Raw genomic sequence first — 24,378 nt, 5'->3', positions numbered from 1 at the left:
TTTTTAATATGATAATTTCAATTATTTACCTAGTAGCAAAACCTCGTTACAAATAACCTCGGTAATATACCTCTTAACACCTTCTTTATCCTCGTAGCTTCTGCTGGTAAGCTTACCCTCAATTCCTATTTCTTTACCCTTAGGAACGTAATTTTCGATCAATTCGGCAGTCTTTCCCCAGGCAACTATATTATGCCATTGCGTATCGGTGATTTTTTCGCCTTTAGCGTTCTTATAACTCTCATTGGTAGCAACTGAAAATTTAGCCAGTTTCTTACCCGATTCAAGATTTACGATTTCAGGATCATTACCTACATGCCCTATCAATTGTACTGTGTTTCTTAAAGTGCTCATAACTATAGAATTTTTTTGCAGCTGAAAATCATTAGTTCATTTCAACAGGACAAAGATGTGAGGCTTTGAAGGCTTTATTCGTCTGTAAAGTATTTGTATGTGTTTACTTGCGTTTGTAAACGTTTGAAAATGGCTAACAGGCCACAATCACCGGGATCTCATTTTGATTAATTTTTCACGCAACTATTATGCGATCACTGCATCTTAGATAAGATATCAAACTTATATAAAACCATAAAATGGAAAGACTAACTAACCTATTCCTGGTATTTACCAGCCTTTTTCTAATATCATGTGGTAGCGAGGACGATGTTGATTGCAGCACTGTAGACTGTATTTCGCCCGGTATTCAACTAGAATTTATAGATAAAGAAAGCAATGAAAACTTATTGAAAAATGGAACGATCGATGCTGAAGATATCAAGATCGAGGTATCAAATATTATAGGTCCCAACGTAGGATTTAATAGTAATGGAGAACAATTATACGTGTTTATAGATAACTGGCAGGATGGAAATCATGATATGAGCGTTCAGGTGAATTCAGACATTGTTTTAGAAATGAGCGTGGATACTGAAACGAAAAGATCTGAATGTTGTTCTGGTAAAATTATTTCTGATCTTCAAATAACCTTGGGAGAATTTGAGGAAATTGACGATTATTACTTCGCTATCTTAATTGATTAATTTCCTGATATAAGTAACGATTTAACCAGTTAAGGAAAAACAGGTTCATGACTAAAACATCTTGAAACCTGGCAAGCTTCCTTAAGAAGTGCAAGTTTATTTAAATTAGCTCCAGTTATTTTTTAATTTATTTTCTGAACTTGTAAACCATGAGTATAGAAAAAGCATACGATTCCTGGTCTTCGCAATATGACACTAATCAGAATAAAACCCGGGACCTTGATAAAAAGGTTACCAGGGAGATTCTAAATAAAGTCAATTTTAAGACGGTATTGGAATTAGGTTGTGGAACAGGAAAAAACACGATCTGGTTGCAAAAAAAGGCAGAGAAAATCCTCGGAGTAGATTTCTCAGAAGAAATGTTGAACATCGCCAAGAAAAAGATCAAAACAGAAAAAACTGTTTTCCTTAAAGCAGATATTACCAAAGACTGGGATTGGACTACCGATAATTTTGATCTGGTTACCTGCAACCTGATCCTGGAACATATTGAGAACCTGAACTTTATTTTTGCACAGGCGTTTTCAAAACTCAAACCTGGTGGATATTTTTTCATCTCAGAACTTCATCCCTTCAAACAATATACTGGCTCTAAAGCCAGGTTCGACGCAGGAGAAGGGATTTTAGAACTGGAAACCTATACCCACCATATTTCAGAATTCCTGGAAACTGCAAGCACTGCCGGTTTCCAACTGGAAAAGTTAAACGAAGGCTTTGATGAAGGTGGAAACCATACTCCCAGGATACTCAGCCTATTATTTAAAAAACCATGATCGCCAAAACTCCCGAACCACCATATTACGCCGTTATTTTTACTTCCGTTTTGAAAAAAACTCATGAGGGATATTCAGAAATGGCAGATAAAATGGAAGAACTAGCGAAGCTACAACCTGGCTATTTAGGTTTTGAATCGGCCAGGCAAAAGCTTGGAATTAGCATTTCCTACTGGAAAGACCTGGAAAGCATAAGATCCTGGAAACAAAATACCAAACATTTACTCGCTCAAAAATCAGGAAGAGAGAATTGGTACGAACAATACCATATCAGGATCACTAAAGTAGAACGCGATTATCATTTTAAAACAATTTAATACGCAACCTTTTAAGGAAAACCTCATCTACTCTATAAATCCCGTTGCATCATGAAAAGAATATTTTTACTTTTATCACTAATGATTTTTGCCATTTCCTGTGATACTTCAGACGATGATTCGGGTGGAATAAATGAAGAGTATATTGTACATAGAAATTCAGAATTAGAAATAGAAACTTTAGAATTTGGTACTTTCGTAGACATCGTTCGGGGAAATAAACTGGTTTTTGAATATCATTTTAGTAAGGCAGAAGATCCTGATATTGCCGATAGTGGGTATGATGAATATCTATACTTCGAGCTGGAGGAAGGAACTGAGGATTTTCGACTAATTGATGAAGGCATTACTATTAGCCGCGCATATTTGCGACGATCCTGTTTTTGTATTTTTACCGATTTCAGACCGCTTACGTCCGGAGAGATTTCTGGAGAAAAGATTGGTAATAATACATGGAATATAAGTTTTGACGTTGAAGCCGCGATAGAAGAAGATGGAGAAATTGTTGAAACCATAGCCATTCAAAATTCAGGAACTTTCAGACCCTAATAATTTAAACCTTATTGATCAACCGAAATACCTATTTATGCGAACCTTAATTAAATTTCTTCTTTTTTTAGCCGTAATCGTAGTGCAGTCCTGTAGTAATAATGATGATAATGATTGTTCAGATATATTATGTAATTCTGGTCCCGCAGTTTTTGAGTTTAAGATCGTAGATATTGAAACCGGAGAAAATATTATTGGAAAGATAATTTCAGGCCAGGGTATAGAGGTAACCAATGCCTTATCAACTTCAGATCCGGATTATAGCATTATTACTGAAAACGACCGCAACATTTTACGAATCAGCACCTTCAATCCCTCCGATTTCACTATTACACATAGTTATTATTATACCAATGAAGAGATTTTCAAATTTTCTGTGGATACCGAACAACGAACTGAAGACTGTTGCTTTTCCGTGCAAATAAATGACGTGATTATAGAAGGGGCAGACTATGAGCTTGATGAGGAAACTGGCATTTATATAATTAAAAAATCTATCAGGTCTTCAGTAGGAGCTAGTGAAAGTTTAGAGAATTATCATGCCTTTTTCGAAAATTCAGAATTGGAAATAACTCCATTTGCGAATTCATACTTTAATTCCAACTTAAAGGATATTGATGTGGTACAGGGAGATAAACTTGTATTTAAATTACTCACTCATGATGAAGGTAGCGAGCAAGTTGCCGATGATGAACTCACCAAAATTGTCTATTTCGAAGTAGATCCCGAAGCGACAGAATTTACGTTGAATACAGATAATTTTGAAGAAGCCAATGCTCTAATAGGCTTTTCAGCAAGTGACAAAATCATACGACGAGTAACTAAGGGAGAAATTACCGGAACAAAAATATCTGATAACGAATGGGAAGTAGAAGTTGATGTAGCCACTGGAGAAGAAGATGAGTCTCCATTTATTCAAATGCAGGAACCCAAACAGTCTTATAACAAAAGTACCTATGAAGACGTGTGGGAGCCTATTTATGGGACTCATATCTTCAATTAAGCTTTTTATTTACTCATTTCCGGGTATATAGGTTTTTCCCTATATTTCACTATGGAAAAATCTTGCCCGGAATGTGGCGAAAAGATCATTGGCCGAACCGATAAGAAGTTTTGCAGTGATTATTGCCGGAATGCTTATCACAATAAAGCCAATAAAGACAGTAGTAACCTCATCAGGAATACGAATAATCAGCTAAGGAAGAATCATCGCATTCTCGAGGAGCTGAATCCAACTGATAAGACCTCGGTGCCCAGAACAAAGCTTCTGGCCAAAGGTTTCAGTTTCGAGGTTTTCACCAGTATCTATGTTACCAAAACGGGGAACCAGTATTTCTTTGTTTATGACCAGGGTTACCTGAAACTGGAAAATGATTTTTATGCGCTGGTAAAAAGGAATTAGCATTTTCTTGAGATATAGAGTGCCCGCAGATTATTATCTTAAGGAGCATGAAAAAAGTTCTAATTCTTATTCTTCTATTTTTAGCAATTCCATCTATGTCTGCACAATCTCTTTCTGAATATCAATGGGAAAACAGGCTTATAGTCATTTTTACTGAAGCCGAAGATTCCAAAGAATTTCAGGAACAATTTGAGGAACTTGAAAGCGATATCACTGGCTTAAAGGACAGGAAACTTTTAATTATCCACTCCCTGCCTCAAAAACAGAGAACTATTCTTCCCAAAGAAACCAGATGGCAGGACTCAAACCTTTATCAAAACAGAAAAGGCTCTGAAGAGAGCTTCGAAGTGATCCTCATCGGGCTCGATGGCGGAGTCAAATTAAGGCAGAACCAAATACTAACGACTAAAAAGCTATTCGGTCTCATAGATTCCATGCCTATGCGACAGGCTGAAATGCGCAGGAATAAAAATTAACTCATTCTAATACAGGATATTTCCCCTGCTTCTTTCTCAAAAAATAAAAGTATACCAACATGATTATTGGTAATATGAATAATTGCACAAGAAAAAATACGAGTGAACTTATACCTTCAATTTGGTTCGAAGTAGAAACCGTTAATAATTGATTCCCAATAGGGCCTTGTGAGAAGATCACGATCGAAACAAAGTTCCAACCAAAATGCAGGCTAACCGGAAGGTATAGGGATCCCGTTAAAGCATATGCATAACCAAACATGATACCTGCGATTCCTGTAAGTAGGAAAACTGCCAGCATTTGCGAAAGATTACCGAGAATCTCGTAACTGAACCAATGAAAAATACCAAAAGTGATGGCCGAAAGTATAATCCCATTTCGAACCCCAACATATTTAATAAGTAAATACAGTAAAATTCCTCTCCAGATCAATTCCTCGAAAAGAACCGATCTAAAGGTCCAAAAAGAGGCCTCAAGGAAATCTATTATGCTATAATTGGCATTCACTTCCAGGCGGGCATCTAACATCCATACCGTTAACCAATAATAAATAAGGGCCGCAATACATGAGAAACCAAAACCTAATCCAAATTGCCTAAGTCTTTTAATATTAGGTTTAAATCCAAGAACCGAGGGTTTCGTGTTTGTGATCTTAATGAGTAGCCAGGTAGCAAGAATGCAAATTATAATTCCGATCATCAATGAATCTTTTTGATCAAAATTAGGCTTTTATCAGGTTTGAAAGTGTTGCTTAAACTAACGGATTCGATAAATGGCGTAAGCAGGAATAAAAAGAATTAGCATTCCGGTCCAGGCTATTCCTGATAATTTATAAATTTACCCTAGCAGCCTTCTGTCGAAGAAATGACGTAAGAATGTCGTAAATAAAAACCGAAATTTATTCTAGAAAATTGAAATCGGACCCAAAAATAGAAATAGCCGAACATTTAAAAAGATCCAGAAAAGAAAAGGGTTTCACCCAGGCATCTCTAAGCGAAAAAACCGGACTTAGCTTAAGGTCCATTCAACGCATAGAAAAGGCTGAAGTAAAGCCAAGAGCCTATTCGCTCAATAAATTATCGGAAGCTTTGGACACTACGTTTGAAATATCGACTAAAGAGTCTCAAATTGAAAGTTCTTCGAACATCGCTATAAAATTGATAGTTTCTATTGGAAGTTTATTCTTGATAATTCTGGGTGCGATGGCCTTTTTATCCCAGTCTAATTCCTTTCCTGAAACCGATTTTGAACTTCAGGTTTATTGGTTCTTTATTGTGTTGGCTCTAGTCCTTATCCAGGTTTTCATCTGGAAATCTTCAAAAAATTAATGGCCCCAGGTTTGAGCCCTTAACTTAATGGCCGCGTGAAGCACATCCCGCTGACTGATCTGTCCTACTAGTTTTCCATCTTCCACGATAGGAAACCTCCTGAATTTAAGCTCAGTGAATTTATTGGCCGCCTCCAGCACGTTCATATTACCATCTATGGTAACCACATTTTTGTTCATGCGCTTGCCCACGGTAAGGTCGCTCATTGGCATGTTATAATAACGGCTGTCTGAGATCTGCTTCATACAATCACCTTCAGAGATCATCCCTAAAAGCTCGTTCTTTTCATTTACTATACAACCTCCGGAAATCCCATGCTTGATAAGCTTTTCCATCACGTCCATTATATTTTCATTTTCCCGGAAGGTAACCAGGTTAGTAGCCATATAATCCTTGACCGAAATTGGTAATTCTGCTGGTTTTTCGGGCGCTGCCCGCTTCCCCATAAAACTTTTGATTCCCATAGTATAAACTTTTGATTCTTAATTACTTAAATATAACGAATTTTAGTTTAGCAGCTACTTCTGAATTTTCATTGCCTAAAAATCAAAAACTTATTTAACTTTAAGACCTTTGAATCCGAATCCATGAATAACCGACTTACCGGCCTCATCGCCTTTCTGCTTATTATCCTGGCGGTATGGGTAAATTTCAATTTTGATCAGCCAGGTTTTGATCCTGATGACCATATATCGCTCACACAATTTTCCACTTCAAGAGCTTTTAAACATGTAGAAGCGATCGCCCAACAGCCACATTATCTTGGAAGTCCTGCTCACAATAAGGTCAGGAATTATATAGTAGACCAGCTTCAGAATATGGGACTGGAAGTTCAAACCCAGGAAGGTTATTATCTGAATAAGAAAGGGATTCTGGCAAGACCACAAAATATACTTTCCAGGATAGAAGGTACAGGTAAGGGTGATGCTTTGGTTCTAATGACCCATTATGATTCTGCCACGCATTCTTCTTTTGGAGCAAGTGATGCCGGGAGCGGAGTGGCCACAATATTAGAAGGCATCAGGGCATTTCTTGAAAAAGACACTTCTCATAAGAATGATATTATCCTTTTATTTACCGATGCTGAAGAATTAGGACTGAACGGTGCCGGTCTTTTTATTGAAGATCATCCCTGGGCAGAAGATGTTGCCCTTGCCCTTAATTTTGAAGCGCGTGGTAGTGGTGGAAATCCTTTCATGCTTCTGGAAACCAATGCTAAGAATGCACGCCTTATCGAAGCCTTTGAAAAGGCAGAAACAGCATACCCGGTTTCTAATTCTCTTGCCTACAGCATCTACAAGATGCTCCCAAATGACACAGACCTGACTGTTTTAAGAGAACAAGCAGATATCAACGGGTATAATTTCGCGTTCATAGACGATCATTTTGATTACCATACTGCAAACGACGTACCTGCAAACCTGGATAAAGAAACCCTCGCGCACCAGGGAACTTACCTGATGCCACTTTTAAATTATTTCGGCAATGAAGATATAACGAATCTCTCCAGCGATCGCGATCTCATCTATTTCTCCCTGCCTTTCGGAGAATTTGTAAAATATCCTTTCGACTGGATCCAGCCTATGCTCATCCTGGCGATCATACTCTTTTTGGTTCTGGTCATATATGGAATAAAAAGGGAAAGACTGGATCTGTTAGGCATTCTTAAAGGATTTATCCCGGTGATATTAAGCCTTATAGTTTCCGGCTTGCTGGTATGGGCATTCTGGAAGTTCTGCCTTTTTATCTACCCGGAATATTCTGAAATGGAACAAGGCTTCACCTATAATGGTTACTGGTATATCGCCCTCGCTATTTTTCTAAGCCTTGCTGTATGTTTCATGGTCTATCACTTATTACGCAGAAGTCTTAGAACTGCCTCGGTCTTTGTAGCTCCACTGGCCATCTGGCTCGCGATATGCGCTCTTTTATCTGTTTACCTGACAGGAGCTTCCTATTTTATTATCCCGGTTTATTTCGGACTTTTACAGCTGTTCATCATGGTGCGCCAGGAAAAACCGAACAGGATCTTAATGGTGCTGCTTTCCTGCCCGGCAATCTTTATCCTGCTTCCATTTATCTGGAGCCTGCCGGTAGCTTTAGGACTGAAAATGTTATTTGCCACCGCGATCTTAACCAGTTTATTGTTCTTTCTTTTTCTTCCGCTTTTTGGATACTTCAGAAGGCTGAAATCCTTTGCGGTACTTTGCTTCCTGGTATTTAATGTTCTTATATTCGTGGCACATTATTATTCAGAATTCAGCGTAGAAAGACCTAAACCTAACAGCCTGGTGTACTTGCAGGATCTGGATCAAAATACCTCAACCTGGTATTCCTATGACAAAATGATCGATGACTGGACTTCAACGTTTTTTGGGGAGGATGCACAGAAAAGCTCTCATACAGAATCGATTTTCAGCAGTAAATACGGGACTAACTTTACCTTCAAGGCAGAAGCCCCATTTATTGAAATTCCTGAACCTTCGGTCATTATTGAAGATACCGGCCGGGATAGCCTTGGGCATCAAAGTTATTCGTTGAAAATAGCCCCAAACAGATCTATAAACAGGATCGAGCTATTTGAAATTAAAGATGTAGATTTTGAAGAATTCAAAGTAAACGGTCTCGAAGCCGAAGAAGTGTATTTAGGAGAAAATGCCTTCCATATGTTCAAAAGACGCTGGAAAGAGCATTTACTCACTTATTATGCCTCTAATATGGATACTTTGAGAATTGAATTCAGTATTGGTAAAGAAGATACGCCAGAATTTGTACTTTATGAGTCGGCATATGATCTTATTGGCAATAAGGATTTGGAGGTCCAAGAACGGCCTGAAGCGATGATACCAAAGCCTTTTGTGTTGAATGATGCTACTATTTTAAAGAAAACTATCAGAATAAAAGACTAGAATGAAAATAGCGATATTAGGATGTGGATGGCTCGGTCTCGAGCTTGGGAAAAGACTTTGGGAACAGAATCATGAGGTGCGGGGATCGGTCACCAGGCATGAAAGAATGCAGGAAGTACGTGCAGCGGGAATCGTTCCTTATTCTATAAAGCTTTTCGAAAAAGGTATACAGGGAGATATGAGATCATTTCTTTCCGGAGCGAATATCCTGATCATCGATATTCCGCCGGGATTGAGAAAAAATCCCGAAGGAAACTTTGTCAAAAAGATAAAAAAGCTGATCCCTTATATAGAAAAATCATATTTACAGAAGGTTATCTTTACCAGTTCGACCTCGGTTTATGAGGATACAGAAGACTTCCCTGTTTATGACGAGAGCGCGCAAACAGATAATTCCAATGATATTTCAATCCAGCTTAGAAATGCTGAATTACTGCTGTTGAATAATGAAAGCTTCAATGCTTCTATTTTGAGATTTGGCGGACTTATTGGTCCGGAAAGACATCCCGTAAAGTTTCTGTCTGGAAAAACCGGGATTAGTAATCCTGAAGCTCCTGTGAACCTGGTGCACCAGGAAGACTGTATTAAAGCAGTTTGCAAATTAATAGAGCTGGAAAAAGACAATTCAGTCTGGAATGTAGTCAACCCGGAACATCCTTCGAAAGAAGCATATTATACCAGGATAGCTAAAGAAAGAAATCTCCAGGGACCTGAATTTGATCATTCAAAGCCATCAAAAGGCAAAAAGATCTCCTCAGAAAAATTGATGAAGGAATTGAAATTTGAATTTTCAGAATCTATTTAGTTAGAGTTTCGATCTTCCAGTTTTAATTTGAATTTCCCGGTAATTTTCCTGTCCTGTTTCCTATCGTTGGAATTATGGACCATTAGATCGATATTGCCTTCCACAGAACCAGCTTCAAAAGAGGTGATTTCCAGATATCCTTTTCCCTGTTCCGCGTAATGTGAATACCAGGAAGTACCCAGGTCAAAATAATCACAATTGCTATTATACTGCTTACCGGTTTCATATATACCTTCTCCATAAAAATATTGAATGGTGATTCCCAACCTTCTTACTTCCCTGGAATTCTGATCTTCCAGAACACCCCATAATTTCAGGGAATTATAACGATTCCCATCATAATCTACTTTGGAAACCAGCTCTGCCCCAAGATTCTCATTTTTATAATTCTTCATTATATCGCTAAAGATCACGTGATGATCCTCGAGCTCGAGCAGAATATACTCTTCATAATTTTCTAAATTGATAAGTTCTGGTTCAGATCCTAACGGATCAGGAGATATCTTATCATCTTCTGAATCACAGGAAAGAAGGAAAATGAAAACTAGAAATACTTTGTAGAAAAAACGCATGTCCCCCAGGTTTAGATTAAACGCTCGTAGGGTCTAACGCAACTAAAAGTTAAAACATAAACATCTGTTTTTCAATAGTTTAAGTGTTTTTTAGATGAAACAGTGACAAAAACAGTTGAAATGAAAAGAACTGTTTAAATTTCTTACAATTTATTCTGAATAGGCTTCGGCATAAGGAGACCAGATCTCATATATGGGGTCGCCTTTGGAGCTTTTTCCTGAATGATGCCACTCTCCATCTCTCACCTCAAATTCAAAATCGAGGCTGGCTCCTACTCTATTACTGTCCCGGGAAAAGAACTCGATATTCTCTATATATTTTCCATCTTCAGCTGAATAGGTTCCGCCTCCGGTACCGTAGAATTCCCTGGTGGCAGAATTAAAAGCGACCCACTGGAATCTATTCCCGCCAAGGATCTTGATAGTTCGCCGGTCGCCGGGTTTCATGGTGTTCATTTCCCCGTTTCGTTTTCTTCCGGTAATAACCCAGTTGCCGCTGAGAGCATTTTCATTTACAGAAATCCGTTCCCAGATCTGAACTTCTTTTACATTATCGATTTCAATCTTATCATCTCCAATAAAAGTAAGTTTTGGATCCTGGGTGGTACCCACCAACTCTGGAGCATGGGTATTAAAATCTAGGGTAACCTTATAATCTTCTGAAGTATATTCCCCTCCCAAAGCCCAGAGAAATTCGTTGGTTTCGGTTTCTTTTGCTCCTTCAGCAAAGTAATTATCCTGGTAGATCCTAACGACCTCTTTATCTGAAATACCACGGCCATTTTCTTCAATTAGTTTCCAGGAGCCTTCCAGGTTCTGAGAAAATAAACCGGTAGAAAATAATATAATAGCAAGTACGACGAATCCTTTCATGATCTATAAGTTTTTGATTCTTATAAATTTAGAAAAGAAAGCCAACGAATTCAGTTAAAGCTTTGCTAAGCTATTCTTTCTGCTCCCCGTACTTATCGTATTCGGGATAAAGGAAATTGTTATAAGGGAACCTGGTAATATGTATCTCTCTTACGGCTTCGTATACCTTTTTACGGAAATCTTCCATATTCTCTTTGTTAAGAGCAGAGATAAATAACACATTATCTCCCATACGGTTCATCCATGTCTTTTTCCACTCCTTCAAAGTATAGTGTGCCGAAGTTTTTTCGGTCATAAGATCATCCTCTTCGATCTTTTCGGGTTCGTAAGCATCGATCTTATTAAAGACCATGATCGTAGGTTTTCCCAGGGTCTCTATCTCGGTTAGAATCTGGTTTACCGAATCTATATGCTCTTCGAAATTGGGATGGGAAATATCAACCACATGTAAAAGCAAATCTGCTTCCCTTACCTCATCAAGAGTCGATTTAAAGGACTCTACAAGCTGAGTAGGCAACTTTCTAATAAATCCTACCGTATCGCTCAGCAGGAACGGTAAATTGCGTATAACCACCTTCCTAACGGTTGTATCCAGGGTGGCGAAAAGTTTATTTTCAGCAAAGACCTCACTTTTGCTAATCACGTTCATCAGGGTAGATTTACCAACATTGGTATATCCAACCAGGGCCACACGAACCAGTTGCCCGCGATTACCACGCTGAACTTCCATCTGCTTATCGATGGTCTTTAATTTATTTTTAAGCAGGGAGATCTTATCTCGAACAATTCTACGGTCGGTCTCGATCTCTGTTTCCCCGGGACCACGCATTCCAATACCACCTCGCTGTCTTTCAAGGTGAGTCCACATCCCGGCAAGTCTTGGAAGTAAATATTCATATTGCGCCAGTTCTACCTGTGTCCTGGCATAACTTGTTTTAGCTCTCTGGGCGAAAATATCCAGAATAAGCCCAGTCCTGTCCAGGATCTTACACTTCAGGATCTTCTCGATATTCTTTTGCTGAGCAGGAGAAAGTTCATCATCAAAGATCACCCCTCCAATATCATTCTCATCTACGAATTCCTTGACATCGTTCATCTTCCCAGAACCAATAAAAGTCTTTGGATCTGGCCTGTCCAAACGCTGTGAAAAGCGCTTCACTACTTCCCCTCCTGCAGTATAGGTAAGGAACTCCAGTTCGTCCAGGTATTCCTCCAGTTTTTCCTGATCCTGATCTTTGGTAACTATACCAATTAGAACAGTTCTTTCATAAGCTAAATCGGTCTTTTCAATCATAAGCACAAAGGTAATCAATAGAAAGCTATCAGTTTAATACTGAAAATACTTCAACAAAATTTTAACTGAAAAAGGCCCGCATTCTAGCGAGCCTTGTTTTTATTATTAGGGTCTTCTAAAACCCGAAGTTAATTCCTAAACCAAATACTTCTCTTATCTGAAATGCTCCCACCGCATTATCATCGTAGATTGCCTGAAATACCAGGTTAGCAGAAAGGTAATCGTTTATTCCCATTTCTACATTCAGTAAATAATCTATATCAATATTTCCAGGTTTATCCAGGTAATTGGAATACAGAGAAAGTGTATGCTCCATGGAAACATTTTCCATGATCTCGTATTTTGAATATCCACTTAGTGAAGCACCAAGCTCAAATCTCATGGTCTTTCCCTCATCTACTCCAAAGTAATCTCCATCAACGTAACCCGGTCTGGTTGTGAAATCTTTATTTACAAAAATGAATCTTGCGGTTGCCGGAGCGAAATTTATCACAAGATCATCGGTCTTTTTCCACATGATCCCGGGACCGGTTTGAAGATAAGCAGGAGACATGAAATCTGAGATCTCTGTTCTCACGGTTTTACCTGTTTCAGCATCTTCACTGAATTCATAACCTTTAGCAAACTGAGTTCTGAAATTAAGGAACCAGGAATAATAGAAGTTAGACTCCTGTATCCTTTTTCCCGCAATGGAAGTTAGTTCCAAACGGTCACTGGTCTTTCTCACGAACTCATCATCCTTTACCTTGGTAAGACCATAGTTTCCGAAAATCCTGTTGTTCCAGGAAAAGTCGTCCATCTTGTAATTGAACTGATAGTCTACAGATAAGTTACCGGCGATACTGGAAGTACCCCCACCAGTCCATTCCTTGTTGAAAGCAGACTGGTTAAAAAGCAACTGGACATTTCCTTCTCTGGTCCAGCCATTTGGTATAGTATCATTTTCTTCTTCCTGAGATTGTGCCATTCCTATACATAGTAAGGAAAAAGCGCAAAGTAAAATTTTCTTCATATTTATTTTTTTGGTTGTTTATACAATGGAACCGAAGAACAGGCTTCACCATACATTAGGCTTTTCACAACGGGCTGGAGCTTTTTAATCAGGAAAATATACGCATTTTTTGGAACAGGCTTATTTGAACAACCCTTAATTATTACCGGTTGATCTTTTAATGCCGAAACATCAAGTCTTTCTATCACTTCCTGGTACAGGTGACTTTCGAGGTCTTCCAGGTTTCCTATTACTACTTTTTTAGCATAGGGTTCCAGATAAGTAGACACCAGCATATAAGCCCAGGCAGGCACAATGGCATCTGTAGAACATGTTAATGCGATGAACTGATCCTTATACTGTGACCAGTCATGGTTTTTAGCGTGTTCCCTGAAATCCTTTTCTCTAAGTACAAAACCTTCATGAAGCCACTCACTAAGGTCAAAAATAAACCTTTGACCTTTTGGATAGTAATCCTCAAGATTAAAGGTTATTAATTTACTTTGAGCGACGCGATTTATAATCTCTTCCGCCATAATTTAATATTATAAAAGTCCGAGTTCCAGCTTGGCGCCTTCACTCATAAGGTCCTGGCTCCATGGTGGATCAAAAGTGATCTCTACCTCAGCGTCTTTTACCATATCCAGAGACTTCACCTTTTCTTCAACTTCTAAAGGAAGTGTTTCGGCAACCGGGCAATTTGGAGTAGTAAGCGTCATTAAAATCTTTACATCATAATCTGTACTCACCATCACATCATAAATAAGCCCAAGCTCATAGATATCTACAGGTATTTCTGGATCATAGATCGTTTTTAGAACGGTTACGATCTTTTCCCCTAATTCCTGAGTGTTTATTTCCTGTTCCATTTTAATTCAATTGTGTTTGATATGCTACCGCATACATTTTTAATTGTTTGATCATACTTACCAATCCATTGGCGCGAGTTGGAGAAAGATGTTCCTTCAATCCTATTTCGTCTATGAATTTAGTATCGGCCTCTATGATCTGAGAAGGATGCTGATCTGAAAATACCCTGATAAGGATCGCTACGATACCTTTGGTAATGATAGCATCACTATCTGCCGTAAAAGCAAGTTTATCGCCTTCCAGTTCGGCATGAACCCAAACCTTACTCTGGCAACCTTTGATGAGATTCTCATCGATCTTATATTTATCTTCTATTAAAGGCAATGACTTACCCAGCTCTATCATATATTCATAACGCTGCATCCAGTCATCGAACATTGCAAACTCATCAACTACCTCCTGTTGTTTTTCCTGAATCGTCATATTTTAATTTTACGCAAAAGTACAATAAGAACTACTGCTATTCAACATTTTCTGCTAATCTTAAGATAGCCTCTACCAATGGTTTTATTGAAGCAGGGGCATTCCCATGATCGAAAGAATTAGTCTTATAAATGGTGTCATTCTTACGAATGCTCAGGATCGCATGCGGGGCAGCATCTGAAGCCCTGGAATCTGAAGGTGCCTTTAACTGGTTTATGTTCGCGACGTTTACCTCGGTAAGCTTATCCATAAGCATTCTCCAGTCTTCACCTGTTATGCTCTTCGAATTCTCATTAGCGTTCAACCCGGTACTTTTTAGATGGATACTATCCGGGCTAACCGTATATAATGTGGATGAACCACGGGTAAAGGTTTCATAGGTAATAGAATTTATGGCTTGTGCCTGCTGGTTTGAGCAGTCATTAGCTGCGAAAAGGAATATTACAAAAGCAAAAAAGCTGATTTTCATTGGTCTTCATTTTTAGGTTGATAGCATATTACAAAAAAAGGCACCACAGGGGTGCCTCTTTAGAACTTTATTAACTGAAAGATTAGTCAGCCATAGTCGCACGGAAACCTCCGTTAGCGAATACACTAAGCATTCTTGATTTCTGACCTTCAGTAAACATGTTAAGACAAGGGTCATCTGAATAGTCCATGAAGTTCATGGTCATATCTGCAGTACCACAGTTAACTGTTGGATAAGAAGGACATCCTCTGGAAGGACCATCAGAGTCTGGAGTATCGGCCACATAATCTGTAGCTCCACATCCACCATCACCCCAAATGTGACGTAGGTTCAACCAGTGACCAACCTCGTGAGTAGCAGTTCTACCAGTAGAATATTGCGTAGTTCCTGTGAATCTGTGATCCATTACCACTCCATCTGTAGACCAGCTACCTCCAGGGAACTGAGCGTAACCAAGGATATTACCTCCACGGTATGGCATATTACTTACAACCCAGATGTTCAGGAATTCCTGTGGATTAACAACATCAGATCCATCACTTGAAGAAAACTTCATAGCATCATCTGGTCTCCACTGACGTTTTTTAGTTTTAACTCTAATAACGTCTTCCAGTACAAATCTAATCCCAATGTTAGATTCAACAGCAGCAAATTCTGCAGGGATAGAATTTCTTCCCGGGTTGCTCATGCTGAAATCTTCATTTAAAGCAGTGATCTGATCCTGTAACTGAGAAAGCGGGATGTTTTCACTAGCACTGTTATACAGTACATGAAAAACAACAGGAATTTCGATTTTCCCATCGGAAGCCAAACGCTTGGTAAGACCTCTTTCAACCGCCATTTTGGTATGCCTTTCTACAGCAGCCATTTTTTCAGCGAGTTCAGGATTTTCAGCCATTTTTTCTTCCAGAACACCCATAGTTCCACACTGATCTGCAGCGATGCTAAGGGTTTCTTGCTCTACAGCTAGTGTTTCATCTGCAGATTGTTCTGAAGACTTCTCACAGGAAGCAAAAATTAGGGTCAGGGCCGAAGCCAGTAAATAAATTCTTTTCATTAAGAATAAGTATTTGGTTAATAAATTGTTTTTCCGTCAGTAATTAAAAATGTATTGGTCAAAATAGAATTACCGACTTTCTAATTGTTTGGTTTTTGTTTAGAAATTTTGACACTATTTCAGGGTTTTTCCTGAAAAATACGAGCCGAATATAGATAAATATTTAAGTTATCCTTAACGCAAAAACAATGAATTATTAACGCAAATATGCATTTCACCGATGAATATAGGCTATTCGTCGGCTCAACGGTTGTGTTAAATTTTTAAATTAATGGAAATTAATTGGCAAATATCAACCCGCTTAGTCAAATTGCGGGCAAGAAGTCTGAATACTCAAAATATGAGTAATGCGATTTTGAAGTATAGGAAAAGAATAGAAATTAGTAGTAATAAACTTAAGAAAAGGAGTTTATCCGGTCTAGGTTTTTAGATATTTTCTACCAAAGCTCAGGTATGCTAAAGAACCAATTAATGGTACAAAAAGTACCATAAGCATCCAGGCAGTTTTAAGCTCCAATTTGCATTTGACTTTTAATAATATATAAAATCCCAGAATTAACGCAGTAATCACATGAGTTTGCCAAAGGTAGATAGACACTTCAGGAGCCATAAAATTTTAATTTAAGGCCATATAGGAAAATCCCTAAGAATTTATTGCAGCATCATTTTTGCCTTTTTCACCGCGTCGATAAAAAGGTCTATCTCGTGAAAGGTGTTGTAAAATGAAAAGGATGCTCTCACCGTACCCGGGATCTTAAAGAAATCCATGATCGGTTGCGCGCAGTGATGACCAGTTCTAACTGCAATTCCCATTTTATCTACCAAAGTACCTATATCATAAGGATGTAAGCCCTCAATATTAAATGAAATTACCGAGGTCTTTTCCGGAGCTTCCCCGTAGATCTGCATGCCGTCGATCTCCTTTAGCTTTGCAGTAGCATACTCAAGCAATTCATGCTCGTATTTAGCGATCGCATCAAAACCGATCTCATTCATATAATCGATGGCTGCACCAAAAGCAATACCTCCGCAAATATTTGGAGTTCCGGCTTCAAATTTATGAGGCAATCCTGCATAAGTAGTCTTTTCAAAAGAAACCGTCGCGATCATTTCTCCACCACCCTGGTAAGGCGGTAATTTTTCAAGCCATTCTTCTTTTCCGTAAAGCACCCCAACTCCCGTGGGTCCACACATCTTGTGCGCTGAGACCACATAGAAGTCTACGTCCAGCTCCTGCACGTCTGCCTTAATATGCGGTGCCGCCTGGGCTCCATCTATCAATACAGCTGCCCCATACTCATGAGCCTTGTCAATAATATTCTTGATCGGGTTTACTGTCCCAAGAGCATTGGATACGTGATTAAGAAAAACCAGCTTGGTTCTGGAATTTAGAAGCTTTTCAAATTCGGCATAGATAAGTTCACCGTTAAGATCCATAGGAATCACCTTCAGCACGGCCCCGGTTCTTTCGCATAACATTTGCCATGGAACAATATTGGAGTGATGCTCCATAGCCGAAACCAGGATCTCATCGCCTTCTTTCAGCATCGATGAAAAACCGTTCGCCACAAGATTGATTCCATGGGTAGTACCCGAGGTAAAAATGATCTCGTGAGCTTTTTCAGCATTAAAATGCTTTTGAATTTTTATTCTCGCCTGCTCGTATTTATCTGTAGCTTCCTGAGACAGGGAGTGTACGCCTCTGTGAATATTGGCGTTGTAATTTGAGTAGTAATCCACGATCACATCCATAACCTGTTTAGGGGTCTGGGCTGTGGCCGCATTGTCAAAATAAACCAAAGGATAGCCATTAACCTCACGTTTCAGGATTGGAAAATCTTCTCGAATTTTTTCAACCTCAAAAGTCTTAGCCTGAGTTTGATGACTCATCCTTTATGTTTTTTTGAATTTATATTATAGGTTATGAAACCCCAGTTCAACCTCTAGTTTCGAAGCGATCAGTTTATTGATCCTTTTCTTCACTTCAGGGATCTTCACACTTTCCAGTACGTTATTAGCAAATGCATACATCATTAATCCACGGGCTTCCTTTCTTGGAATACCTCTGGACTGCAAATAGAACAATGCATCTTCGTCTAACTGTCCAATAGTACAACCATGACTACAAGCTACGTCATCTGCAAAGATCTCCAGCTGTGGCTTAGAGTTGATGGTCGCTTTATCGTCTGCGAGGATATTGTTGTTAGACTGGTATGCGTTGGTCTTCTGGGCTTCTTTCTCCACAAGAACCTTTCCGTTGAAAACACCCGTAGAACTATCGCCATAGATTCCTTTATAATCCTGGTGGCTCTCACAATTAGGTTCAATATGATGAACCAGGGTATTGTGATCTACATGCTGTTTCCCTTCAATGATGGTAACACCTTTCATGGTAGAATCTATACGCTCACCTCTCTGATAAAAATTAAGGTTATTACGCGTTAGCTTTCCACCGAAAGAAAAAGTATGTACAGAAACATTACTTTCATCCTTTTGCTCGATAAATGTATTATCGATAAGCGAAGCTGAAAGATTATCGTTCTGAATCTTATAGTAATCCACGATCGCTCTGCGATCTGCAAAAATTTCGGTTACCGAATTCGTTAACACAGGATGATCTGTAAGACTTTGATGTCTTTCGATGATCTGTACATGTGAATTCTCCTCAACAACTACCAGATTTCTTGGTTGCAAAAGTAATGAAGACTCATTCCCGGTTGCGAAATTGATGATCTGTATCGGCTTATCGGCAAGCTTGTTCTTGTGAATATGTATAAAAGCACCCTCTCTTGAAAAAGCGGTGTTCAAAGAGTTCAACCCAGATTTTGGAGCCACTTTATTAAAGTAGTTCTCAATAACCGGTCTGTATTTATCTTTAGTTAATGCCGAAGACATCAAGCAAACATCGATCTTATCGTGTGTTGTTTGCGAAAGATGTGAAGAAAAGATACCGTCGATAAATACCAGGTCATAAGTATCTATGTCGTGGATAAGATATTTCTTGATATCACGGTATTCTATTGCTTCTTCTTTCTTCGGAAATACGCTGTAATCATGTTTAAGAACCGAGTTAAGCGAAGTATATTTCCAGTTCTCATCCTTTCTATTCGGGAAACCAAGTTCTTCAAAATCCTTGATCGCCTGATTTCTTATAAGATCCATGCCGTTATCTGGCTCCAGACCTTCTTCGAAAGCTAAAAAAGAGGAGATAAGTTTATCTTTTAATTCCATTTTGTTCAATTTCAATTTCAAAATTTAAAAGTCAATAATCCATTTTCCAGGCCTTATCGAAAATTCAATCTTGAATTATTTAAACTGTTTTTTCCGGCTTTACCCAATCGTAGCCTCTTTCCTCAAGTTCGTGTGCCAGCTCTTTTCCGCCAGACTTCACGATCTTACCATCTACCATTACATGCACTACATCTGGTACGATATAATCCAGCAATCTCTGGTAGTGAGTAATAAGCAACACTGCGTTATCTTCTCTTCTAAGCTTATTCACTCCGTTAGCCACAACTTTTAAAGCATCGATATCCAGACCTGAATCTGTCTCATCTAGTATAGATAATTTCGGGTCCAGGATCGCCATCTGGAAGATCTCGTTACGTTTCTTCTCACCACCAGAGAATCCCTGGTTAAGGGAACGGGATAAGAATTTACGGTCTATCTCGAGCATTTCAGACTTCTCACGGATAAGTTTCAGCATTTCATTAGCTGGCATATCTTCTTTCCCATGAGCTTTACGCTGAGCATTGATCGCCGTTTTAATAAAATTGGTTACTGAAACTCCAGGAATTTCCACCGGGTATTGAAAAGAAAGAAAGATGCCTTTATGTGCTCTTTCTTCCGGGTCCATTTCACTAAGATCTGAACCTTCAAAGATCAATTCACCTTCAGTCATTTCATATTCTTCCCTTCCTGCAATTACAGACGATAAGGTACTTTTACCAGAACCGTTAGGCCCCATGATGGCATGAACTTCTCCCGGATTGATCTCCAGGTTAATTCCTTTTAGTATCTCTTTATCTTCTATGCTGGCGTGTAAATTCTTTATTTTAAGCATGTCTATCAATTCTGAACCTGCCGAAGCAGATAGTTTTATTATTTCTTTTTTTCTTTAATAGTATCTGTCACTTTTCCACCTTCCGGGATCTCTAATATCTCCCTGATCTCTATTACCTCAGCCCAACCTTCTTGTTTAGGGTTCGGTAATATTTTGGCTTTTACCGTTACCGGGATCATATCGAAATCATCATTTTTAAGAGGAGCTATTTTTTCTGAAAGCACATTAGACATCGAGTCCAGGGTTACTCCATAAACAAAGCTGTCGCCCCTTAAAACCGCAGCATCTGCCGCGTAAATGAATTCTCCTTCAAGAACCTGAATGCTGTCTGGAACTTTTTCAACTTCGGGAGCATCCATAAGCTCCTTTCGTTCTTCATCCTGACAGGAGAAAAGCATTATACTAATTATCAATAATCCAAATAACTTCTTCATAGCACAGATCTCACCGATGATTTGATTATCCAACTGAACCTTCAAGTGAAATCTCTAGTAATTTTTGTGCCTCTACTGCAAATTCCATTGGTAGTTTATTCAGCACTTCCTTACTGAAACCATTAACGATCAAGGCAATCGCTTTTTCAGTATCAATTCCACGCTGATTACAATAGAATATCTGATCTTCCCCAATCTTACTGGTAGTCGCCTCGTGCTCCACCTGCGCAGATTTATTCTTCACCTCGATATAAGGGAAAGTATGGGCTCCACATTTATTCCCCATCAACAGGGAATCACATTGCGAGAAGTTCCTTGCATTTTCTGCACGACCGTTGATCTGAACCAGACCACGATAAGAGTTTTGTGATTTACCGGCAGAAATACCTTTGGAAATGATCGTACTCTTGGTGTTCTTACCAAGGTGGATCATTTTGGTACCTGTATCTGCCTGCTGAAAATTATTGGTAACCGCGATAGAATAGAATTCTCCTACCGAATTATCCCCTTTAAGGATGCAACTAGGATATTTCCAGGTTACTGCAGATCCGGTCTCAACCTGTGTCCAGGAGATCTTCGCGTTTTTCTCGCAAAGCCCTCTTTTAGTCACAAAATTGAAAACTCCTCCTTTGCCTTCTTTGTTTCCAGGGAACCAGTTTTGTACCGTACTATATTTTACTTCAGAACCATCTAAGGCCACAAGCTCTACCACCGCCGCATGAAGTTGATTCTCATCACGGGATGGAGCAGTACAACCTTCCAGGTAACTTACATAACTATCTTCATCTGCCACAACCAGCGTTCTTTCGAACTGCCCGGTACCGGCCTGGTTGATCCTGAAATAAGTAGAAAGTTCCATAGGACATCTAACTCCTTTCGGGATATAACAGAAAGATCCGTCACTAAATACAGCTGAATTTAAAGCCGCGTAAAAGTTATCTTTCTTAGGAACTACAGTACCTAAATATTTTTTCACCAATTCCGGATGCTCTTTGATCGCTTCAGAAATTGAACAGAAAATAATTCCTTTCTCTGCCAAAGTCTTTTTGAAAGTCGTAGTAACCGAAACTGAGTCCATTACCACATCTACCGCAACACCGGCAAGCTTTTTCTGCTCATCCAGTGAAATACCAAGTTTTTTAAAGGTGTCCAGCAATTCTGGATCTACCTCATCTAAACTATCGTACTTAGGTTTTTTATTTGGTGCGGAATAATATGAAATATTTTGAAAGTCCGGTTTTGGGTAATTTACATTTGCCCATTCCGGTTCTATCATATTTTCCCAGGCGCGGTAAGCTTCCAGGCGCCATTCGGTCATCCATTCCGGCTCCTCTTTCTTTTTAGAAATAGCCCGCACGATATCCTCGTTCAAGCCCACAGGAAAAGTATCAGATTCTATATCTGTATAAAATCCATACTCATACTCTTTGGTTTCGAGCTCTTTCTTTAAATCGTCTTCAGTATATGCCATGTTCTATTAATTCTAAATTCAAGATTAAAAGTTCAAAATTATTTAAACTTTGTTCCTTTATAATCACTTTTCTGAAGGTATGTTATAAAACCTCCAATTTGTCTGCTTAGAGATCGAACTTCTTCTAATAGTTCTTCGAATACTTCCGAAGAAATATAATTTCGGTCTCTAATTCTATATAGCTGCGATCTTACTTCTCCACAAGATGCTTTAGCTATAGATAGGAATTGAATAAATTCCTTATTGCCGTTTCTTTCGAATCCTTCTGCTATATTATCCATAATGGATCCTGAAGCGGCATTTATTTGATCATATAATCGATAATCGGTTTTTAAATTCGATTCGTTTCTTATGTCAAATATTCTCTTACATAATCCTCTAGCCTTTGTCCAAACTTCAAGATCTTCAAAACTTTCTATTTTCGCCATTCTTGAATTTTGAACTTTAAACTTTGAACTTTACAAAGAGAAACTTTCACCACATCCGCAGGTTCTCTGTGCATTAGGGTTGTTAAAAACAAAGCCCTTGCCGTTCAAACCACCTGAATATTCCAGGATGGTTCCCGCCAGATATAAAACGCTGCGTTTATCAACAACGATCTTTACTTCGTTGTCTTCGAAGACCTTATCGCCTTCCGCCTGACTCTTATCGAAATTCAATTCGTAAGATAAGCCAGAACAACCGCCACTTTTAACGCCTACCCGAACATAGTCGGCCTCAGGATTAAATCCTCCTTCAGACATTAGTGCGGAAATTTTCTTTTTAGCCTCTTCGCTAACTTTAATCATAAGCTATAAAGATTAATTCTAAATTGGGCACAAATATACTACAAAGCATGTGTTTTACCATAGACTAAGCATATGTTTTAAGAATTGACATATAGAGCATGACAATCAAAAAAAGCATTTGTTTTTTAGCCTGTTTTACACCCGCCGTTACTCGATAAAGCTTTTGCTTCATTCTTCCTGATTGAATTTTATAATCGTACTTTTGCACTTTAAAATTCAATCGCATGTTTGAGAATAGTCAGGAAAGCAGGACAAACCTTTCAGAATTAGGAGAATTTGGACTTATAGATCATCTAACCAAGAATTTTAGTCCAAAATTGGAATCGACCATAAAAGCTATTGGCGATGATGCCGCGGTGCTTAATTTTGAAAATAAGCAAACCCTGGTAAGCACAGATCTTCTCATCGAAGGAGTTCATTTTGACCTGGCCTATATGCCACTTAAACATTTGGGATACAAGGCGGTTATGGTAAACCTTTCAGACATCTACGCCATGAATGGTACGGCTACCCAGGTTACGATCTCGATTGCGGTCTCTAACCGTTTCCCGGTAGAAGCGCTCGAAGAATTGTACGCCGGTATTCAACTTGCGGCTAAATTATACAATGTAGATGTTATTGGTGGAGACACCACCTCTTCTACCTCTGGTTTAATGCTAAGCGTCACCGCTCTTGGGGTAGCTGAAAAAGATGAAGTTGTTTACAGGGACGGAGCTAAACCTAACGACCTCCTGGTTCTAACCGGAGACCTGGGCGCGGCTTATATGGGACTTCAGGTATTGGAACGCGAAAAAGAGGTTTTTAAAGCCAATCCAAATGCCCAACCAGACCTGGATCAATATACCTATCTTATAGAAAGACAGTTAAAACCGGAAGCGAGAAAAGATATCGCGCCACTTTTAAAAGATCTGGACGTAAAACCTACTTCCATGATCGACATCAGCGACGGACTTTCTTCTGAGATCATTCATTTATGCAAGAATTCGAAAGTTGGAGCAAATCTATTTGAAGAAAAGATCCCGTTAGATCCTGCAGTGATATCGGTATGCGAAGAATTTGAAATAGACAGCACCATGATCGCATTGAGCGGTGGCGAAGATTATGAATTACTATTCACGATCTCACAGGACGATTATGATAAAATTAAGGGGAACCCGCATTTAACCGTTATCGGCCATATGACCGAAGAAAATGAAGGTATGCATTTGGTTACCCGTGCGAATCAAAAATTGCCATTGATCGCGAGAGGCTGGAATTCTATGGAAGAAAAAGAAGACTAAGAAGCCTTGGCTAAGAATACGCGTTTGCGTCTTTGATGGATTTTAGCCAAGTAAGCATTTGTTTCCTTGAACTTTGGGGTAAGTCTTGCCAAAAGGCCGTCTGCAGTATCTGTCATTTCCATTCCGCACTTTTTACATTGGTATTCATGTACGTGATTGGTAATGTTTTTTGACACTCTCAACTGGTGTCCAA

The 24,378-nt window shown here is 38.9% G+C and carries 31 protein-coding genes; 11 read left to right on the top strand and 20 right to left on the bottom strand.

What is annotated here, in order from left to right; all coding sequences use genetic code 11:
• Positions 1-21: 21 nt before the first annotated feature.
• On the bottom strand, positions 22-354 hold the full coding sequence (locus C8P64_RS06045) for a single-stranded DNA-binding protein (RefSeq protein ID WP_108171120.1): 333 nt from the start codon (positions 352-354) through the stop codon (positions 22-24).
• A gap of 239 nt (positions 355-593) precedes the next feature.
• Here C8P64_RS06045 and C8P64_RS06040 point away from each other — a divergent pair, with 239 nt between their 5' ends.
• From C8P64_RS06040 to C8P64_RS06010, 7 genes are all read left to right on the top strand, one after another.
• Positions 594-1,040: a hypothetical protein gene (locus C8P64_RS06040; RefSeq protein WP_108171119.1), complete on the top strand. Its 447-nt coding sequence runs from the start codon at positions 594-596 to the stop codon at positions 1,038-1,040.
• A 149-nt stretch (positions 1,041-1,189) separates the two neighbouring features.
• Positions 1,190-1,813 (top strand): class I SAM-dependent DNA methyltransferase, encoded by a 624-nt coding sequence (locus tag C8P64_RS06035; protein ID WP_108171118.1) that lies wholly within the window; start codon positions 1,190-1,192, stop codon positions 1,811-1,813.
• Positions 1,810-2,130: an antibiotic biosynthesis monooxygenase family protein gene (locus C8P64_RS06030; protein WP_108171117.1), complete on the top strand. Its 321-nt coding sequence runs from the start codon at positions 1,810-1,812 to the stop codon at positions 2,128-2,130. Before C8P64_RS06035 ends, C8P64_RS06030 begins: the two co-directional genes overlap by 4 nt.
• A 51-nt stretch (positions 2,131-2,181) precedes the next feature.
• Entirely contained in the window at positions 2,182-2,679 is a 498-nt protein-coding gene (locus C8P64_RS06025; protein WP_146167184.1) for a hypothetical protein, read from the top strand.
• A 37-nt stretch (positions 2,680-2,716) separates the two neighbouring features.
• Positions 2,717-3,682 carry a hypothetical protein gene (locus tag C8P64_RS06020; RefSeq protein ID WP_108171115.1) on the top strand — a complete coding sequence of 322 codons (966 nt, stop codon included), beginning with the start codon at positions 2,717-2,719 and terminating at the stop codon, positions 3,680-3,682.
• A 51-nt stretch (positions 3,683-3,733) separates the two neighbouring features.
• Positions 3,734-4,081 carry a hypothetical protein gene (locus C8P64_RS06015; RefSeq protein WP_108171114.1) on the top strand — a complete coding sequence of 116 codons (348 nt, stop codon included), beginning with the start codon at positions 3,734-3,736 and terminating at the stop codon, positions 4,079-4,081.
• A 47-nt stretch (positions 4,082-4,128) separates the two neighbouring features.
• Positions 4,129-4,557: a DUF4174 domain-containing protein gene (locus C8P64_RS06010; RefSeq protein WP_108171113.1), complete on the top strand. Its 429-nt coding sequence runs from the start codon at positions 4,129-4,131 to the stop codon at positions 4,555-4,557.
• A gap of 1 nt (position 4,558) precedes the next feature.
• On the opposite strand, the gene C8P64_RS06005 is transcribed toward C8P64_RS06010, so the two are convergent.
• On the bottom strand, positions 4,559-5,257 hold the full coding sequence (locus C8P64_RS06005; protein ID WP_108171112.1) for a CPBP family intramembrane glutamic endopeptidase: 699 nt from the start codon (positions 5,255-5,257) through the stop codon (positions 4,559-4,561).
• Positions 5,258-5,469: 212 nt separating this feature from the next.
• On the opposite strand from C8P64_RS06005, the gene C8P64_RS06000 reads away from it, so the two are divergent.
• Entirely contained in the window at positions 5,470-5,886 is a 417-nt protein-coding gene (locus tag C8P64_RS06000; RefSeq protein WP_170106628.1) for a helix-turn-helix domain-containing protein, read from the top strand.
• Here C8P64_RS06000 and C8P64_RS05995 read toward each other — a convergent pair.
• On the bottom strand, positions 5,883-6,350 hold the full coding sequence (locus tag C8P64_RS05995) for a CBS domain-containing protein (RefSeq protein WP_108171110.1): 468 nt from the start codon (positions 6,348-6,350) through the stop codon (positions 5,883-5,885). The genes C8P64_RS06000 and C8P64_RS05995 overlap by 4 nt on opposite strands.
• Positions 6,351-6,473: 123 nt before the next feature.
• On the opposite strand from C8P64_RS05995, the gene C8P64_RS05990 reads away from it, so the two are divergent.
• Positions 6,474-8,795 (top strand): M20/M25/M40 family metallo-hydrolase, encoded by a 2,322-nt coding sequence (locus tag C8P64_RS05990; protein ID WP_108171109.1) that lies wholly within the window; start codon positions 6,474-6,476, stop codon positions 8,793-8,795.
• Between the two features lies 1 nt (position 8,796).
• Complete coding sequence (locus C8P64_RS05985; RefSeq protein WP_108171108.1) at positions 8,797-9,600, top strand: Rossmann-fold NAD(P)-binding domain-containing protein; 804 nt, start codon at positions 8,797-8,799, stop codon at positions 9,598-9,600.
• Here C8P64_RS05985 and C8P64_RS05980 read toward each other — a convergent pair.
• From C8P64_RS05980 to C8P64_RS05900, 17 genes are all read right to left on the bottom strand, one after another.
• A complete protein-coding gene (locus tag C8P64_RS05980; RefSeq protein WP_108171107.1) occupies positions 9,597-10,172 on the bottom strand; it encodes a hypothetical protein in 576 nt (191 codons plus the stop codon). The genes C8P64_RS05985 and C8P64_RS05980 overlap by 4 nt on opposite strands.
• Before the next feature lie 150 nt (positions 10,173-10,322).
• Positions 10,323-11,045, bottom strand: coding sequence for a hypothetical protein (locus C8P64_RS05975; RefSeq protein ID WP_108171106.1), 723 nt, complete (start codon positions 11,043-11,045; stop codon positions 10,323-10,325).
• Positions 11,046-11,115: 70 nt separating this feature from the next.
• Positions 11,116-12,339, bottom strand: coding sequence for a GTPase HflX (gene hflX / locus C8P64_RS05970; protein WP_108171105.1), 1,224 nt, complete (start codon positions 12,337-12,339; stop codon positions 11,116-11,118).
• A gap of 115 nt (positions 12,340-12,454) precedes the next feature.
• The gene (locus C8P64_RS05965; RefSeq protein WP_108171104.1) at positions 12,455-13,351 is read right to left on the bottom strand and encodes a DUF3078 domain-containing protein; all 897 of its coding nucleotides are present in this window, start codon (positions 13,349-13,351) and stop codon (positions 12,455-12,457) included.
• A gap of 2 nt (positions 13,352-13,353) precedes the next feature.
• Positions 13,354-13,866, bottom strand: coding sequence for a DUF2480 family protein (locus tag C8P64_RS05960; RefSeq protein WP_108171103.1), 513 nt, complete (start codon positions 13,864-13,866; stop codon positions 13,354-13,356).
• 9 nt (positions 13,867-13,875) lie between these two features.
• On the bottom strand, positions 13,876-14,199 hold the full coding sequence (locus tag C8P64_RS05955) for an iron-sulfur cluster assembly protein (protein WP_026914726.1): 324 nt from the start codon (positions 14,197-14,199) through the stop codon (positions 13,876-13,878).
• A 1-nt stretch (position 14,200) separates the two neighbouring features.
• Positions 14,201-14,623 carry a SufE family protein gene (locus tag C8P64_RS05950; RefSeq protein WP_108171102.1) on the bottom strand — a complete coding sequence of 141 codons (423 nt, stop codon included), beginning with the start codon at positions 14,621-14,623 and terminating at the stop codon, positions 14,201-14,203.
• A gap of 37 nt (positions 14,624-14,660) precedes the next feature.
• Positions 14,661-15,092: a hypothetical protein gene (locus C8P64_RS05945; RefSeq protein WP_108171101.1), complete on the bottom strand. Its 432-nt coding sequence runs from the start codon at positions 15,090-15,092 to the stop codon at positions 14,661-14,663.
• 82 nt (positions 15,093-15,174) lie between these two features.
• Positions 15,175-16,149, bottom strand: coding sequence for a zinc metalloprotease (locus tag C8P64_RS05940; protein ID WP_108171100.1), 975 nt, complete (start codon positions 16,147-16,149; stop codon positions 15,175-15,177).
• 418 nt (positions 16,150-16,567) lie between these two features.
• A complete protein-coding gene (locus C8P64_RS16715; RefSeq protein WP_108171099.1) occupies positions 16,568-16,759 on the bottom strand; it encodes a PLDc N-terminal domain-containing protein in 192 nt (63 codons plus the stop codon).
• Positions 16,760-16,800: 41 nt separating this feature from the next.
• Complete coding sequence (locus C8P64_RS05930) at positions 16,801-18,039, bottom strand: aminotransferase class V-fold PLP-dependent enzyme (protein ID WP_108171098.1); 1,239 nt, start codon at positions 18,037-18,039, stop codon at positions 16,801-16,803.
• A 24-nt stretch (positions 18,040-18,063) separates the two neighbouring features.
• Positions 18,064-19,380: a Fe-S cluster assembly protein SufD gene (gene sufD / locus C8P64_RS05925; protein ID WP_108171097.1), complete on the bottom strand. Its 1,317-nt coding sequence runs from the start codon at positions 19,378-19,380 to the stop codon at positions 18,064-18,066.
• 79 nt (positions 19,381-19,459) lie between these two features.
• Positions 19,460-20,212, bottom strand: coding sequence for a Fe-S cluster assembly ATPase SufC (gene sufC, locus C8P64_RS05920; RefSeq protein WP_108171096.1), 753 nt, complete (start codon positions 20,210-20,212; stop codon positions 19,460-19,462).
• A 38-nt stretch (positions 20,213-20,250) separates the two neighbouring features.
• Positions 20,251-20,646, bottom strand: coding sequence for a hypothetical protein (locus C8P64_RS05915; RefSeq protein ID WP_146167183.1), 396 nt, complete (start codon positions 20,644-20,646; stop codon positions 20,251-20,253).
• A 25-nt stretch (positions 20,647-20,671) separates the two neighbouring features.
• Positions 20,672-22,117, bottom strand: coding sequence for a Fe-S cluster assembly protein SufB (sufB, locus tag C8P64_RS05910; RefSeq protein WP_108171094.1), 1,446 nt, complete (start codon positions 22,115-22,117; stop codon positions 20,672-20,674).
• A 38-nt stretch (positions 22,118-22,155) separates the two neighbouring features.
• A complete protein-coding gene (locus C8P64_RS05905) occupies positions 22,156-22,545 on the bottom strand; it encodes a four helix bundle protein (protein ID WP_108171093.1) in 390 nt (129 codons plus the stop codon).
• A 30-nt stretch (positions 22,546-22,575) separates the two neighbouring features.
• The gene (locus C8P64_RS05900) at positions 22,576-22,905 is read right to left on the bottom strand and encodes a HesB/IscA family protein (RefSeq protein ID WP_108171092.1); all 330 of its coding nucleotides are present in this window, start codon (positions 22,903-22,905) and stop codon (positions 22,576-22,578) included.
• 224 nt (positions 22,906-23,129) lie between these two features.
• Here C8P64_RS05900 and thiL point away from each other — a divergent pair, with 224 nt between their 5' ends.
• Positions 23,130-24,185: a thiamine-phosphate kinase gene (thiL, locus tag C8P64_RS05895; protein WP_108171091.1), complete on the top strand. Its 1,056-nt coding sequence runs from the start codon at positions 23,130-23,132 to the stop codon at positions 24,183-24,185.
• Positions 24,186-24,378 lie beyond the last annotated feature (193 nt).

Origin of the sequence: Christiangramia gaetbulicola (assembly GCF_003054225.1) — a bacterium.
Classification (GTDB): domain Bacteria; phylum Bacteroidota; class Bacteroidia; order Flavobacteriales; family Flavobacteriaceae; genus Christiangramia; species Christiangramia gaetbulicola.
Note: the sequence above shows the minus strand (reverse complement) of the source record. Positions and strands in the feature narration are given on the sequence as shown.

Coding starts and splice junctions, on each gene's coding strand:
- C8P64_RS06025 (WP_146167184.1), top strand. CDS start 2,182: ATGAAAAGAATATTTTTACTTTTATCACTAATGATTTTTGCCATTTCC.
- C8P64_RS05985 (WP_108171108.1), top strand. CDS start 8,797: ATGAAAATAGCGATATTAGGATGTGGATGGCTCGGTCTCGAGCTTGGG.
- hflX (WP_108171105.1), bottom strand. CDS start 12,339: ATGATTGAAAAGACCGATTTAGCTTATGAAAGAACTGTTCTAATTGGT.
- C8P64_RS05975 (WP_108171106.1), bottom strand. CDS start 11,045: ATGAAAGGATTCGTCGTACTTGCTATTATATTATTTTCTACCGGTTTA.
- C8P64_RS05995 (WP_108171110.1), bottom strand. CDS start 6,350: ATGGGAATCAAAAGTTTTATGGGGAAGCGGGCAGCGCCCGAAAAACCA.
- C8P64_RS05945 (WP_108171101.1), bottom strand. CDS start 15,092: ATGAAAATCAGCTTTTTTGCTTTTGTAATATTCCTTTTCGCAGCTAAT.
- C8P64_RS06020 (WP_108171115.1), top strand. CDS start 2,717: ATGCGAACCTTAATTAAATTTCTTCTTTTTTTAGCCGTAATCGTAGTG.
- C8P64_RS05940 (WP_108171100.1), bottom strand. CDS start 16,149: ATGAAAAGAATTTATTTACTGGCTTCGGCCCTGACCCTAATTTTTGCT.
- C8P64_RS16715 (WP_108171099.1), bottom strand. CDS start 16,759: ATGGCTCCTGAAGTGTCTATCTACCTTTGGCAAACTCATGTGATTACT.
- sufB (WP_108171094.1), bottom strand. CDS start 22,117: ATGGCATATACTGAAGACGATTTAAAGAAAGAGCTCGAAACCAAAGAG.
- C8P64_RS05960 (WP_108171103.1), bottom strand. CDS start 13,866: ATGGCGGAAGAGATTATAAATCGCGTCGCTCAAAGTAAATTAATAACC.
- C8P64_RS05905 (WP_108171093.1), bottom strand. CDS start 22,545: ATGGCGAAAATAGAAAGTTTTGAAGATCTTGAAGTTTGGACAAAGGCT.
- C8P64_RS06010 (WP_108171113.1), top strand. CDS start 4,129: ATGAAAAAAGTTCTAATTCTTATTCTTCTATTTTTAGCAATTCCATCT.
- C8P64_RS05900 (WP_108171092.1), bottom strand. CDS start 22,905: ATGATTAAAGTTAGCGAAGAGGCTAAAAAGAAAATTTCCGCACTAATG.
- C8P64_RS05955 (WP_026914726.1), bottom strand. CDS start 14,199: ATGGAACAGGAAATAAACACTCAGGAATTAGGGGAAAAGATCGTAACC.
- C8P64_RS05965 (WP_108171104.1), bottom strand. CDS start 13,351: ATGAAGAAAATTTTACTTTGCGCTTTTTCCTTACTATGTATAGGAATG.
- C8P64_RS05980 (WP_108171107.1), bottom strand. CDS start 10,172: ATGCGTTTTTTCTACAAAGTATTTCTAGTTTTCATTTTCCTTCTTTCC.
- C8P64_RS06005 (WP_108171112.1), bottom strand. CDS start 5,257: ATGATCGGAATTATAATTTGCATTCTTGCTACCTGGCTACTCATTAAG.
- thiL (WP_108171091.1), top strand. CDS start 23,130: ATGTTTGAGAATAGTCAGGAAAGCAGGACAAACCTTTCAGAATTAGGA.
- C8P64_RS05930 (WP_108171098.1), bottom strand. CDS start 18,039: ATGAGTCATCAAACTCAGGCTAAGACTTTTGAGGTTGAAAAAATTCGA.
- C8P64_RS06040 (WP_108171119.1), top strand. CDS start 594: ATGGAAAGACTAACTAACCTATTCCTGGTATTTACCAGCCTTTTTCTA.
- C8P64_RS06045 (WP_108171120.1), bottom strand. CDS start 354: ATGAGCACTTTAAGAAACACAGTACAATTGATAGGGCATGTAGGTAAT.
- sufC (WP_108171096.1), bottom strand. CDS start 20,212: ATGCTTAAAATAAAGAATTTACACGCCAGCATAGAAGATAAAGAGATA.
- C8P64_RS06015 (WP_108171114.1), top strand. CDS start 3,734: ATGGAAAAATCTTGCCCGGAATGTGGCGAAAAGATCATTGGCCGAACC.
- sufD (WP_108171097.1), bottom strand. CDS start 19,380: ATGGAATTAAAAGATAAACTTATCTCCTCTTTTTTAGCTTTCGAAGAA.
- C8P64_RS05990 (WP_108171109.1), top strand. CDS start 6,474: ATGAATAACCGACTTACCGGCCTCATCGCCTTTCTGCTTATTATCCTG.
- C8P64_RS06030 (WP_108171117.1), top strand. CDS start 1,810: ATGATCGCCAAAACTCCCGAACCACCATATTACGCCGTTATTTTTACT.
- C8P64_RS05915 (WP_146167183.1), bottom strand. CDS start 20,646: ATGAAGAAGTTATTTGGATTATTGATAATTAGTATAATGCTTTTCTCC.
- C8P64_RS06035 (WP_108171118.1), top strand. CDS start 1,190: ATGAGTATAGAAAAAGCATACGATTCCTGGTCTTCGCAATATGACACT.
- C8P64_RS05950 (WP_108171102.1), bottom strand. CDS start 14,623: ATGACGATTCAGGAAAAACAACAGGAGGTAGTTGATGAGTTTGCAATG.